Origin of the sequence: Furfurilactobacillus milii, assembly GCF_009863985.1 — a bacterium.
Taxonomy (GTDB): domain Bacteria; phylum Bacillota; class Bacilli; order Lactobacillales; family Lactobacillaceae; genus Furfurilactobacillus; species Furfurilactobacillus milii_A.
In genome coordinates this window covers 1-14128 of sequence record NZ_WEZT01000007.1, presented here as the reverse complement: position 1 = coordinate 14128, position 14128 = coordinate 1, and the positions used below count along the sequence as shown (strand labels likewise).

Sequence of the window (14128 nt, the reverse complement as noted above, 5' to 3'; positions counted from 1 at the left end):
TGATTAATAAAAGTAGGGAGTTTTGAACATGGCAAAAGTGACAGTTGAAGAAGTAGCAGACCATTTAAGACAGACCATGGGCCATGTCGCCACCAATGAGAACACGTTATTGCGGACACGAGCGGCTGCTCATATAGGTGCTTACCAGCTAAGCCTAACTCAGTTACAAATTCTGCAATTTCTACTTCAAAGTGATGAAGCCGTCACTAACAGCATCTTGGCCGACCACTTTTCCATTTCAAAACCCGCTGTTACAAAGGCCCTCCGTAAGCTCAACAAAGAATTGTTAGTTGATACTAAAGTTAGTGAAACAGATCGTCGAGTAACAACATTGGCGCTCTCAGGTGATGGCGTTACTCTAGCTCGCGAATACCAAGAAATCGACCGTGAAATTAACGAAACATACCTCGGCATCGCGCAAAAGTTCAGCAAAGGCGATCGCAAAACAATTCTCAAATTTCTCGAAACTGTTGAAGGTAGTTTGAACCAGGGACAACCATTCTAAATTATTGCTCATCCTGATTTGAATTCGTCACGAATATTGCTGTTCAAACATAAAACGTTCAAAAAGATTACTTAAACAATTTGTTTAGGTAATCTTTTTTACGAACTCATTATTAAATTATTCATTTTTTAGCCATCTATTGTGACCGGAATCGTGTTTTTAAACCCCATTGTCGGCCGATAAAAGATAAAACTTGCCACTATGTGTGATGGATGATGTTATCACCACTCATTCGAATCTCAATTGTATACGAGCCAGCGCCATGCAATCTATAAGTTATGAGAATCGAACGTCTAACACAGACTTTATTAGAAAAAGATGATAAAATAAGAATTTGATTAGATAATCTTTTTTAGATTTGAGGGGCATAACATGCGGTTAATTCAAACGTTCCTATCATTTTGGCGCAACTATACTAATTTCCGTGGTCGGGCAACGCGGATAGAGTTCTGGGGCTGGCAATTTTGGCAAGTTATTTTTATGCTACTCTTTTTGATTCCCACGACTTATTCTATCCGCGACTTCTTATCTTCAATCGATGCTAATCAAAACAGTTTATCATTTGGATTATTAGTAACTGTAGCAACTTCATCCTTGCCACTCCTCCTACTGCTAATTGGTTATGCGACCATCGCTTTAATTCCTTCTTTAGCCTTATTTGTACGCCGCCTACATGATGCCAATCGCTCTGCAGGCTGGCTGGTTTTAAATGTCAGTGTGGATATCGCCTTGTTAATTACTTACACGGTCACGCGTGGCCTGAATGCCGACATGGCGCTCATTTTTGCGAGTGCTACGGCAACGCTTTTTACTCTACTTAGTATCGGCTTCATTTACTTATTACTACTGCCAAGTGAAACAAAGCATAACCGGTTCTTTCCTACCAGCGTCACGCCACCCACCGCAACACTATCGTTATAAGGGAACTCGTTTGACCGTGCTGTCATTAATTTTATTAAGGTTCGTCACGTTCGTGTTTGGACTGTCATACGACCCGCTCACCCGTGGTACAATTTAGAGCAGAGTTTATCTTGAATTTTCTGGAGGTGGCGATAATGTGGCGCCAATATCTTGAACCAATTCACGTGGCAGTCATCTTGTTCCCACTTTTAGCGATTGCCATGGCCGTACCGTTATTTGCCTACCACTATCATCGCTATGGCGCGATTTCACGTTGGCAGGTCTTTGTAAATTATAGTTTCTATTTTTATTTACTGTGTGCCTACTTTCTCATCATTTTGCCGTTACCATCGCGGGCTTCTGTAGCCGCGTTGACGACACCGACACACAACTTTCATCCCCTGCTGGTGTACTATACTTTTAAGGCCACTGGGTTCAGCCTTCATAACGCTGCGACTTGGATTCCAACGTTACACACCGCAGGATTTCAACAGCCATTTTTCAACATCATGCTGACCATTCCGTTTGGCTTTTATCTCCATTACTATTTCAAACGCGGTTTCTTCACGACCATTGTCTTGTCATTTTGTTTAAGTCTGTTCTTTGAAGTCACTCAACTAACTGGCTTATACGGCTTGTACGTTCGTCCCTACCGTCTGTTTGACGTTGATGATTTACTCCTTAATACGACCGGTGGTTTCATTGGTTGGCTGGGTGCCCCATTGTTTTCCTGGTTACTACCTAGTAAGGAACGAATCGAAACAGCAAATGCCAAACGCGCACATCAGGTTGGGTTGTTACGACGGTTCACAGCTTTCGTCATCGACATGCTGTTTGTCGGCACATTCACCGGTATTTTCATGATTGGCGGCCTCGCCTTTGATCACGATCCAAACATGTGGTTATTGCTAGTATTGGGGTTGTTGCTCTTTGTATTCATCCCACAGGGGCTTTTCAAGGGTACTACAATTGGCCTGCGCGCTGTCTACCTGCAAGTTAAGGCAACCAACTGGCGCACTGCTTCATGGTTACAGGTGATCATTCGAAATTTGGTTATTTATATTCCACTTATCTTAATTGGCCTTGGTCTACAGCATATTTTTAATATTCACGGTCAATTAACGTCGTTTGGACTAGTTGGGACGTTTACAGTATTGACGATCCTCATCTTCATGGTGGATATCGTTCTGGCTGCAATGATGCCAACGTATCCATTATTATTCGAGCGGCTGAGTCACACGACAACCATTTCGTCGTTTGTTACTGATGAGCAACAAACTGCTCCTATCCGCAAACAATCGACACCTAGTTCACCAAAGAAGAACTACACAACTCGTTCTGAACGCCATCAATCACGTTAAGGAGTTTCCATGTTTTCATTATCGCAAATGACTAATTTTCTAATTTTCTTTCCTGCACTTATTTTTATTGTGGCCGTAACCTTGGCTATCTTTGGTTATCGTCACGATCCCCGACGCCTCTTGAATTCTTGGTATCTCGTCGTTGGAGCCGTTATTTTACTGGGCATGCCAATTATTTTATTGGCATCACTGTCAGACACTCATCACATTGGCTGGCGGGTTCTCAGTGCACTCGCTTTCTTGGCTCTCACACTTGGCTTATTCGATTGGGTCATGTTGATCAACTGGCACTTTCGACCATTACGGCGTCATTTTCGCGCGTTAACCATTTTTGCGATCATCCTTGGGCTTGCACTGGCTGTCCTGCCCTTTATTCCAGCTCACGTCTGGCCTACCGACTTACTGACACCAATGAAGTACGTCAACACGGCACTCACCCTGTTGGGTGCTTACATGTGTATCACAATTGCTGACTTCCTCGTGGCCACTTGGACTTACCCACGTCAGACAAAACTGCACGGTGAACATTACGTGATCGTTCTTGGCAGTGGGTTACATCATGGCAATCAACTGTCTAAGCTATTGAAATCGCGTGTGGACACGGCGATGCGCGTTGGCAGTATTGCCAAAGACGAAACTGGCGACTGGCCGATTTTGATCATGTCCGGCGGTCAGGGCGCTGATGAAACCATCAGTGAATCCTCGGCCATGGCTGCCTACGCGAAGGAAAACGGTTATCCCGCCGCGGCGATCCGTTTGGAAGAAAAATCAACAAGTACGTTTGAAAATTTTCAATATTCACTCGATGTCATTCATGAGCCACACCCAACAATCGAATTTGTGACCAATAACTTTCACGTCTTTCGGGCCTCAGTGTTCGCTGCGATGCTCAAATTAAACAGTCGTGGCATTGCTGCGCCAACACGGTCACATTACTATCATCGCGGTCTCATTCGTGAATATGCAGCCCTGACTTGGTTACACAAAACACGCCATCTATTAGCGCTGATTCTGATTGTTGTTCTAACAATTGCAATTCCATGGTTCTATGGTTAATAGGACTGTAAACGATTTTATTCTGAATTTTTGAGGCAAATTATGCTGACACCAATTGAAATCAATAACAACTTTGAATGGGTCGATGTGCAGGATGAAACAGCTGCTGAGCATCGCCGTCTCATTCAAAGTTACAAACTAACCGAAGAAATGTACGGGTACGCAACCGACCCTAGTGAACGTGCCCGCATCGAATTTGACAAGGAAGCGGGTATTTCACTGATGATTTTTAATGTCATCACTGATTTACCGGATGACTCCCCTGAAGCAGCCACCGCGCCAATTGGTTTTCTGTTCAAAGGCAAACGGGTATATACGTTCACCAGTGGTACCACGAACTATGTGCATAATCTAGTTATCAACTCCAATTCTGCATTAAAATTGCCGCCCATTGAGCAGCAGCAACCAATCGATGCCATTTTAGGATTGATGTACAAACTGACAACGACTTATTTGGACAAAATCAATCGAATTGATCGGCGACGGGCAGAGATTCAGCGGAGTTTGAAAACCAATCCTGAACATAGCGCCATTAACGAACTCATGGACCTTGAGACAAGTTTGGTTTACTATCTGACTGCGTTAAAAACCAATACAGACATGCTTAAGGATCTGCAGCGGACCCCAGTCGTACCGGTCAATGCAGATCAAAATGAACATATTACGGATATACTAGTTGAATCGCAACAAGGTCTAGAAATGGCCCAGATGGCTTCGGACGTGGTTGAGCGTGTGTCAAACGCTTATTCAAACCTGATTGATAACAGTCTGAACAACACGATGAAATTCTTGACAGCTTACTCAATCATCATGACTGTGCCGACCATCGTTTCTGGTTTCTTTGGTGAAAACGTTGCACTGCCATTTGAGCACAATCCCTATGGCTGGCAAATTACCATTTTGATCATGATTGCGCTTGGCGCCGTTGTTTATCTCATTTTGCGACACTATCGTTTTTTTGATCGGTAGATGGGTGATACTTTTCGTCACCACAATAAAGAAGGAGCTGTGACACAAGTCTGGTTTGAGAACGAGCATTAACGTAAAACTGACCTATTCCCGAACTTTGGGAATGGGTCAGTTTTGGGTTAAGCGGAATTCTCAGGGCTTTGGAGCGCGATATTGCTCATATTATTCGTCCCCAATAAACTTATGTCACAACCTCTTCTTTGTATTATTAAACTAATTATTTCTGAACGACAATCCACTTGCCTTCACATTATCGTACCGATGTCACCTGCAGTTCATCAGCCACATCGTAGAAGACTGGTTTCTGCCACGCCAACATGTCATCAGTCAGCTGCAGCTTCACAATGCTTTCTCGATTATATGGTTCAAAGTAGTACGTGCGACTCTCACAAACCGCTGCTGCGCGATAAACAGAATACGTTTGCTGATGGTCTGTGTTTCTCGGTACCGCGACACCATCCAATAAGTGCCAACTACTGATAATGGCATCGTCTTCATTAAATGGTTGATTGGCCCGTTCTTTGAAGTAAGCCGCACGAATAAAACGTGACGACGGACTATAGGAACCAGGTGGAATCGACTTACCCGATAAGTTACCGGTAGTGACCTTGGCGGTATTTAACGGAACCTGCCCCGCCAGAAATTCAGGAGTAAATTCCATATAGTCAGTTAATCGGTCAATCTGTTTTTCGAAATTGGGTACGTTTGTCAAAATTCCCAGTGGGTCATCGACAATCCGCATTGGCATAATCGTCGGTTCAATGGCCACCATTCTTCCAGTGCGGTCAGCCACTGCAAAATGCAGTTCTGCCTGTCCATACTTACGATCACTGTACGTGTCAGCCATAAGTTCGACCTCGTCAATGTGTGCTTCAATCTCTGCCACCGACCGAAAGTTACCTAGCAACCAAAATGCAAACTCATAAGGCGCCAGTTGCACTTTGTCGTCACGCCGCTCAATGGCACGTTTGGAACCATTGGCAAACGTCAATTTCTGTGCCGTCAGCCCCCATTCATTAACGCCATCAGACATGTCGATACGATGTGGTAATTGAAACGCACTGCCGACAATCGCGTACTGATTTTTATGCACACGATTGTCAAAATCGCTTTGCCATTCGTAATTCCGTGGCACAAACGTTGGTCTGACATCAAGCGTCGGCCAATCCATCGTCCGTGATAGTACGTGGGTTCCGTCACAGGCAATTTGAAAAATACTGGTACACATAAGTGTTAAGCCTCCAGCTTACTGGTTTGACGTCGATTATGGCTCAGATGCAAGTAAGCAATAAAGTGAAACGCAATGCCTGCCAACAACAAAATCCCGCCAATCCAATTGGACCAAATTGAGGTGATGATTGCTAGTCCATACAACACCATTGACCGTAAAGGATCCATTTTAATACCACGATCAAACACAAAGTGGTTCTTGTCCATCATCTGTTGATGGGTGTACAGATAGCGATACATCAAGTAGTAAACGGAAGAGATGAATAACGCCACTGCTGAATAAATCATAAACGACACGCGGATGTCCGCAGTATTTCGTTCTGCAATGGCTGTCGCTACCAGGCTCATTGGATAATCCAACAACGTGACACTAAACATTGATAACAAATTAATCAGGTTCAAATTTCGATCGATCACTCTCAAGCTCGCGAAGTAATCGTGGTGAAAGAGCCATAATGTCCCAACATAAAAGTAAGAGACTGCATAAGCCAAAAATTCCGGCCACTGTTGCGCAATTGCCGCTGCTAAATGGCCTTGGTGATATTCTGGAACGTGAAATTCCAATACAAGAATCGTAATCAAAATGGCAAAAACGCCATCACTAAATGCTTCCAAACGTGATTTAGACATCATCGATCAATTTGCTCCATTTTCTGGTTTAACAACGTAATGGACGCGATTATCTGCCGTCCTGTGAGCGTACAAACGTTGCGTATGATCTTCATCAAAATAACCAAGGTCTAGCATTGTTTGCCCATCAATCGTGGCCTCGCCATGATACGCATCCAGCAAAAAACCACGAATATTGAACGCTTCCGCCATCAAGGCATCTGTGCGTTCAACAGAGGCAGCTAAGGTGTATCCCTCATCCAACATCAGTTTGATACCAGACACTTTTAAAAACGTGTCATACCCGTACAAACGCGACGTATTACCATCTTCGCGCTCTTTAGGCTTAATGTATCCCTTTGATTCCCAATACCGAAGTTGACGAGTTGACACATTCGTCATTTTGCTAATCTGGCCAATACCGAAAATTAAATTCGCCGTGCTAAAAATTTTACCATTACTGGTGTCGCGCAAACTTGTTCGCGCCATCCACCCACCTCCAGGTTAATGCGTGTTGCTGAACTTCATTATGCTGTCCACAGTAACATTACTGTCCTACTCTTCTGGATATAGTTCCTTAGTCATCTTACGGTGCCAAATGTTAGCTTCCAAAAATGGTTGACCATAAGCTTCAAAACTTTGTTTGGCATAAAAACTGATAGCCGTTTCCTGCGCTTCTAGATATAACGTCTTGAAACCATTTTCCTTGGCATCAGCCGTAATCTGATTGATCAGCGCGACGGCGTAACCACGGTGCCGTGCCCAGTCAATGGTTGCAACCCGTTGAATCTGAAGTAGATCATCATCTAAGGCTTTGACCCTCGCCGTCACGACCGGTGTGCCATGATCGTAACCAACATAGTGCGTTGCGTCTTCGTCATGACCATCCAACTCTAATTCCTTATCAATACCTTGTTCGTCGACAAAAACAGCTAGGCGGACGGATACAGCATCTTCGTAAACCTTGCCGTCTGTTCCCTTAAGTTGTTCAATATCAAGTTCTGGTTTTTCTTCTTTCTTCTTACCCCAGTGAAATAAACTCATTAATTGCTCCTTAGTTATTTTGTTATTTATATTGATGTCGTGAGGCTACGCAGCCAAAACGTGTCACTGCCGCCCAGAACGCTGTGCATAACCCGAAGCTGATGAGACCCAAGCAAAGACCGCTTGATTCTCGACTGCTACATAGCCATAACGCGCTCTCAGCCCTAAAAGCCTGTGCACAACTGAAACTGACGATTGCACAGGCAAAACTACTACGTAGCCAAAACGTGTCACTGCCGCCCAGAAGACTGTGCATAACCCGAAGCTGATGAAAACCAAGCAAAGACCGCTTGATTCTCATCACCTCCACGTTATTGCTCGCCTTCTCCCGGGCTTCGTGAGCACTCTACTTTTCGTTATACCCCAACACCGTAATCTTCTGATCGTCGAGGGAAAGGCGGGTTACACTGCCGTTTTCTGGACGGACGCTGAGATCGTACTTGCCGCCACCGTAACGCTCCATCAGACTGAGCAACGTATTGCCGTGACTGATAACTAGTACATTATCGCCATCAGAAAGATCATCGTTTTCACGAATTAAATCAAAACCACGATCGATTCGCTGCCAATATTCATCGTTACTTTCAGCATCATGAAACGGATCGGCCTCTTTCATGAAGTCCTTCGCCTTGGCAATTGAATATTTTTCTTCGATTTCTTTAAACCCATTTAATCCATGTGGACGGCCGACTTGGTCCCACACATAATTCATGTTTTCGCCTTCAAACGAACCATAGAACTGTTCGCGGAAAAACGGACTGCTAATCGGCTGTTTGACATTTGAAACATTATTTTCAGTCAAAATCGTTGCAGCCGTTTGTTGCGCCCGCGTTGTGTCAGAACAATAGGCCGCGGCAAACGACACATTAGCTAACCGTTCACCAGCTGACTTAGCATCTGCTAGACCCTTGTCGGTCAGCGGTGAATTGCTCCAACCCTGCAGTTTGTTATAAATATTAAAATAAGTTTGTCCATGATGGACTAAATACAGTGTCACTGATGCCATGTTAATAACCCCCAAATTTTAATGTTTTCTAGACTCTATTATACACGACGGTGCCGCTGTTAAGTAAAATTGACGGGCTTCTTTGCGGAACGTAAACATTCTTTAGCCGGTTAAAGTTTGCGTAAGGTCAATTTGCCAATAGTGAACAGCCATTGGCCGACGTGGTAAACTATGTCATATGCTTTTTGACGAGTAAATTTAAAAAGAGGACCTTGATTCATGCGTAAGCTGCAAGCAAAACTTAACACCCGAATCGGTTTGTTCTGGCTTCTGGTCTTTGTCTTTTGGGCCAAAACGATGTTGGCATACGCGATCGACTTTCACATTTCCATTAGTGATCCCGTCCAAGCCTTCATTGTCGCCATCAATCCGATTGGAACCAGCCTTCTATTATTCGGCCTCGCTTTTTATGCACGGCGGGCGCGGTTCTTCTATCCAATCTTGACGTTAACCTACATTTTAAATACTGTCTTACTTTATCTGAATGTGATTTACTTCCGTGAATTCACCGATTACATGACGGTTTCGACAATGACTGGCTACGACAAAGTCAATCAGGGCTTATCAGGCAGTTCGCTCGCCCTGACCATGCCCCATGATGTCCTTTATTGGCTGGACTTAGTCATTTTAATTCTGCTGTTTGCCTTTCGTTGGTTGAAGTTTGACAAACTAGCACTGCCGAAAAAGACCGGCTTCGCCGTGACGTCGTTTGCTCTTATGTTTATTACATTTAACTTAGCTGTTGCTGAAATGGACCGCTCTCAATTAATGACGCGGACGTTTGACCGGACATATGTGGTTAAGTACCTCGGACTAGACTTTTTCACCGCTTACGATGGTGCTAGTGAATGGCACACATCCTCAATGCGGGCCGCGGCCACCAAGTCTGAACTAAAGGATGTCACTGACTTTACGCAAAAACATTATGCCGCTCCAAATAAAACAATGTTTGGTGCTGCTAAGGGCCGCAACGTGATTGTGATTCACCTTGAAAGTTTCCAACAATTTTCGATTGACCAAAAAGTTAATGGTAAAGAAGTCACGCCATTTTTAAACAGCATTTATCATTCTAAGGATACCTATGCGTTTGATAATTTCTTCCATCAAGTGGGCCAAGGGAAAACGTCTGACGCAGAAAACATGCTAGAAGCAGGTACGTATGGTCTGCCACAAGGATCGTTGTTTGCCCAACTGGGCAGCGACGAAACCTTCCAGGCCGCACCGGCGATTCTCGAACAGTCACCTGAAAAGTACACCACTGCCGTTTTCCATGGTAACGTGCCAACATTCTGGAACCGAAATAACGTATATCCAAATTTAGGTTATCAATACTTCTTCTCACAACCGTATTACAACCACAGTGGTGATCGTTCTATGGGTTATGGCTTGAAGGACAAACTGTTGTTTGACGACTCCGTGAAGTACCTCCAGCATCTGCAACAGCCGTTTTACGTTAAATATCTGACCGTTACAAATCACTTCCCGTTTGAACTAAGCAAAGAAGACCAGGATCCCAACTTCAAAACAACGGACACCGATGACTCCGCGGTGAATAACTACTTTGTCACGAACCACTATCTGGACCAATCCGTTGAAGAACTGTTCAACTTCCTGAAGTCATCAGGGCTTTATAACAAGTCAATGATCGTCATCTACGGGGACCATTACGGAATTTCCAATTCAGAAAACAAGAATCTCGCCAGTGTCCTTGGGAAGGACCCAGACGATTGGACCAATTTTGACAACGCCCAGCTACAGCGTGTGCCATTTATGGTTCATATTCCGGGCAATGGTCATGGTAAGATCGAGCATCAATATGGTGGTGAAATTGACGTTGAACCAACACTGCTCCACTTATTGGGCATCAACTCCAAAAAGTATGTTCAGTTTGGTACCGACCTCTTCTCCAAACACCATGATCAGGTTGTGGCCTTCCGAAATCAAGACTTTGTGACACCGACTTACACGTCTCTTTCTGGCACCATTTACAGCAACAAAACTGGTCAACCAGCTAATCTAACGGCTGCACAGAAGAAACATACAGCCGCTGAGCAGGCCAAGGTGACTAAGGAACTGAGCCTCTCTGATTCATTGAATCAAAAGAACCTATTGCGATTCTACAAACCAGATGGTTTTACCCCAGTTGACCCTAGCAAATATAAGTACACGAAGGGGTTACAGAAAGCCGAGCAGATCGAACGCGATCGCGGTGTCGGTAGCACCTCGCTGTACAGTCAAAATGGTAATAAATCAATCGAAGGCTTATATCACACGGATGCTCCTGAGGTTGATGACAAGGGTCGTTGATCCATTTCAATACCACACAAATACCCATCGCAAACGGAAATTAACCATTGCGATGGGTATTTGTTTACTTCTAAATTGTCTACGACATAACATTCTTGATTACAACCGCTACGCTGACCGAAAACGCCGTTCCGTTGGGACCGGTCTCAGCCTCCTTAAACCCGGCGTCTTTAACCTTGATTATGAGCCGAAACCCACGTCTCATAAGTCATCCCGCAACACTAAACGGCTAAAGTTCCGCCGCCAAGTGTGGCCGACACGGAACTTTGTCTTCGGTCAGCTCCACTCACATAGTAGATTGTTGGTTGCCTGCCAATTTAGTGCTAAAAATGCTACGTACAAAATTTCCAGTTATATCAGCTGGATGGCGCCAGCATTGACACCAAGCCGTGAAGGTAACGTTAATTCGGTGGTTTTCTCGAATTTAGGTTACGGACGGTCGGAAAGACTCGCGGTCTTCACGAGGCTTTACGGCGAGGTGAAAGACGGGGCACTTCCGGCTTGAACCGGTCCCACGGCGAGCGTGTCAATGTTGGCAACTGTAAGCGACATAACTAACGGGTCGGAAACGTTTGAAAGGCAACTGAACCGCCGAAAAGCAACCCATTTCCAGTAAATTCTGGAAAATTCCGTTTGGCATTGCGGCCCCGCTCACCTGTCAGTAAGAAAATGGTGATGGCGATAAAGATAACGGCTAGGATAACAGTCATCCACCAGTCAAACATCCCTGGCTTACCCATCGTCTGGGTGCCACTGCTCATAAACGCAAAGCTATCAACGCTGAAATGGAACAACATCGGCCACCACAAAGCACGTGTGTACAAATACAAAGCGGCTAACAAACAACCGATACTGGCTGCCGACAGCGCCTGTTCAAACGTAGCTGACCAGCTTTGCCCCTGAAGTGCGTTTGGCAGATGAAACAGGCCAAACAAAATACTCGTGACAGCCACGGACCAACCAAACTGATGTCGTGAAAACTCAAACGCACGCATCAGGAGACTAAGCGTGGCAAAGCGAAGTAGCCATTCTTCCACGATTCCAGGTTCCACTCCGTTTAACATCATCTTGAATGTCGGTGACTTCATGTGAAAGTCGAATTTCCACAGTGTTCTAAACGATGTTCCTGCGTCAAAACTATTAAAAATGACGTAGCCAACACAAAACAATGCCAGTAAAACAACGATCCACCACTGTGCCGTTCTGGAAAACCCAAATCGAGGCAAACGGAATCCCCAAACTTTCATTGCAAAGCCCGTAATAATCACGAAACTAAAGGCACCGACAAAACCACTGGTTGCCAGGTCTTTTACTACTGGCGCCAATGTCTTTTCAAACGCCATGACCGCAATTTCTGGCGCAGCCACGATGACCTCAAACCCAACTGAAAAGAGGACCACTATCCGGCCAACCAATGATTCAATACGGCCGTATGCAAACACGCCGATAGGAATATAAACCAGCAATGACATGATAAAGACTACGATTGCAGCACCATTAGCATTAACGTGTAACCGCTTCACACAGATAGCCGCCAATACCCAAAGTACCAATGAAACCGTCACCGTCTGAACAAATACTTGGCCATAGTGATTAAAACGATACAGAAAACGTTTGAACCAATGACGATTTGCTAATGTTTCCTCATTTGGGGCCAACAAAATCAATCCTAATAAATTCAATACCAGCATCACATCCAGTAGCACCACCAGCGTAGTTCGACTTTGATGGAGTACAACACGCCCTGCAATCAAAATAAGCTCTTGAATGATTACCTGCACGAAAAACCAGCGTCGCAATCCTATGTTTGTCGTTAACCCCTGTCTTGCCATATCCGCTCACCTTCGTTTTAGTAATTTCGTGTTATTCGATAACGGAAATTTCCAATCATTTATTAAAGTTTTATCGGTCACTTTAATTTTGCTGGAATCCTCTTATGATTTTATAATCATATCACTAAAAACATATCAACGTGCTGATGCGAGGCAATCATAATAAGAGATTAAAACCGCGATGATGAGAAAGAAGCAATCTACTTTTTTGTAGAATGCATTATTTACCGCCAACAGTTGAAAACAACCGTTCATCTCACACTCCCGTTATGTCAGAAACTGACATTTAAACGATGTGCAAGCTTGTAACTATGTGAACTGGAGGGCGCTAACATTGATACCGAGCCGTGAAGGTAACGTTAATTCGGCGATTTGCCCGAATTTAGGTTACGGACGGTCGGAAAGACTCGCGGTCTTCACGAGGCTTTACGGCGAGGTGAAAGACGGGGCCCTTCCGGCTTGAACCGGTCCCACGGCGAGCCTGTCAATGTTGGCAACCGCAAGCGATCAGATAATCACCGTTTTCCAGCGCACAAAAAAACACCAACACGCTATAAATATCCGCATTGATGTCTTTTTTATTCGAAGGTCGGTAAGGATGCACCAAGTTGTTCAATTAACTTAATTGCATCATCGATTTTTTCAATTGAAATGGTGTCACCTAAACTTTCAACTGATTCACGAATTGACTTTTCAATCTTGTGATGCAAACGAACACCCTTATTGGTTAAGAAAACCAATTTGGTTCGGCGGTCATCAGCGGTTGTTTTCATTTCAACCTGATCGTCCTTTAACAGCTTACCAATTTGTGTCGAGACAACGCTCATTGAAAATGGCGTTTCCTTGGTAAGTTGCGACACGGTGATGCCTTTGTTTGCAGCGATTCGTCTCAACAAAACGGCTGTTTGTAAATTAAGGCCGAAATGATTAACAAAATTAATTGCCGCACGATTAGCAACATAAATTTCGTTAACGTAGTGATCACACAATACTGCAACCATTGCATCAACATTTTCCTGATTATTCATTGGTTCGGACATTACGAGAACCCCTTTTCTCAAAAATTACTGTAATAAACCCAGTTGTCTTTGATCCACTTATAGCTTTGCCCAAGTGATTAAAGTTAAACTTATGAAATGAATTGTAGTTGAGAAACCTAAAAAATACCATAAACTTATTAATATTATACCCATTTAACCAAATTTATTGCACTTGAATTTACACTTTAAGTGCAACACTAATTAAATAAAGAATGGCCCATGGCCAAATTTCTGTAAAATGATGTTTGCGAAAACAATCATGAAAGGAA

At 44.1% G+C, this 14128-nt stretch carries 13 protein-coding genes; 6 read left to right on the top strand and 7 right to left on the bottom strand.

Annotation, left to right across the window (positions count from 1 at the left end):
- The first annotated feature begins 28 nt into the window (after nt 1-28).
- The 5 genes from GB992_RS05500 (at nt 29) to GB992_RS05480 (ending at nt 4791) form a co-directional block, all read left to right on the top strand.
- The gene (locus GB992_RS05500) at nt 29-505 is read left to right on the top strand and encodes a MarR family winged helix-turn-helix transcriptional regulator (protein ID WP_161001564.1); all 477 of its coding nucleotides are present in this window, start codon (nt 29-31) and stop codon (nt 503-505) included.
- Between the two features lie 372 nt (nt 506-877).
- Entirely contained in the window at nt 878-1426 is a 549-nt protein-coding gene (locus GB992_RS05495; RefSeq protein WP_161001563.1) for a DUF805 domain-containing protein, read from the top strand.
- A 134-nt stretch (nt 1427-1560) separates the two neighbouring features.
- On the top strand, nt 1561-2766 hold the full coding sequence (locus GB992_RS05490) for a VanZ family protein (protein WP_161001562.1): 1206 nt from the start codon (nt 1561-1563) through the stop codon (nt 2764-2766).
- Nucleotides 2767-2775: 9 nt separating this feature from the next.
- A complete protein-coding gene (locus GB992_RS05485; RefSeq protein ID WP_161001561.1) occupies nt 2776-3822 on the top strand; it encodes an ElyC/SanA/YdcF family protein in 1047 nt (348 codons plus the stop codon).
- A gap of 42 nt (nt 3823-3864) precedes the next feature.
- The gene (locus GB992_RS05480) at nt 3865-4791 is read left to right on the top strand and encodes a magnesium transporter CorA family protein (RefSeq protein WP_161001560.1); all 927 of its coding nucleotides are present in this window, start codon (nt 3865-3867) and stop codon (nt 4789-4791) included.
- A gap of 250 nt (nt 4792-5041) precedes the next feature.
- Here the strand turns inward: GB992_RS05480 and GB992_RS05475 are convergent, their stop codons facing one another.
- The 5 genes from GB992_RS05475 to GB992_RS05455 all read right to left on the bottom strand — a co-directional run bounded on the left by GB992_RS05475 (nt 5042) and on the right by GB992_RS05455 (nt 8680).
- Nucleotides 5042-6019 carry a linear amide C-N hydrolase gene (locus tag GB992_RS05475; protein ID WP_161001559.1) on the bottom strand — a complete coding sequence of 326 codons (978 nt, stop codon included), beginning with the start codon at nt 6017-6019 and terminating at the stop codon, nt 5042-5044.
- Between the two features lie 5 nt (nt 6020-6024).
- Complete coding sequence (locus GB992_RS05470; protein WP_347877370.1) at nt 6025-6654, bottom strand: TMEM175 family protein; 630 nt, start codon at nt 6652-6654, stop codon at nt 6025-6027.
- Between the two features lie 3 nt (nt 6655-6657).
- A complete protein-coding gene (locus tag GB992_RS05465) occupies nt 6658-7119 on the bottom strand; it encodes a MerR family transcriptional regulator (protein ID WP_161001558.1) in 462 nt (153 codons plus the stop codon).
- Between the two features lie 66 nt (nt 7120-7185).
- Nucleotides 7186-7674 carry a GNAT family N-acetyltransferase gene (locus GB992_RS05460; protein ID WP_017261499.1) on the bottom strand — a complete coding sequence of 163 codons (489 nt, stop codon included), beginning with the start codon at nt 7672-7674 and terminating at the stop codon, nt 7186-7188.
- 346 nt (nt 7675-8020) lie between these two features.
- Nucleotides 8021-8680, bottom strand: coding sequence for a histidine phosphatase family protein (locus GB992_RS05455; protein ID WP_161001557.1), 660 nt, complete (start codon nt 8678-8680; stop codon nt 8021-8023).
- A 219-nt stretch (nt 8681-8899) separates the two neighbouring features.
- Here GB992_RS05455 and GB992_RS05450 point away from each other — a divergent pair, with 219 nt between their 5' ends.
- Entirely contained in the window at nt 8900-10987 is a 2088-nt protein-coding gene (locus GB992_RS05450; RefSeq protein WP_161001556.1) for an LTA synthase family protein, read from the top strand.
- 554 nt (nt 10988-11541) lie between these two features.
- On the opposite strand, the gene GB992_RS05445 is transcribed toward GB992_RS05450, so the two are convergent.
- Nucleotides 11542-12819 carry a CPBP family intramembrane glutamic endopeptidase gene (locus GB992_RS05445; protein ID WP_161001555.1) on the bottom strand — a complete coding sequence of 426 codons (1278 nt, stop codon included), beginning with the start codon at nt 12817-12819 and terminating at the stop codon, nt 11542-11544.
- Between the two features lie 578 nt (nt 12820-13397).
- On the bottom strand, nt 13398-13859 hold the full coding sequence (locus tag GB992_RS05440; RefSeq protein ID WP_161001554.1) for a MarR family winged helix-turn-helix transcriptional regulator: 462 nt from the start codon (nt 13857-13859) through the stop codon (nt 13398-13400).
- Nucleotides 13860-14128 lie beyond the last annotated feature (269 nt).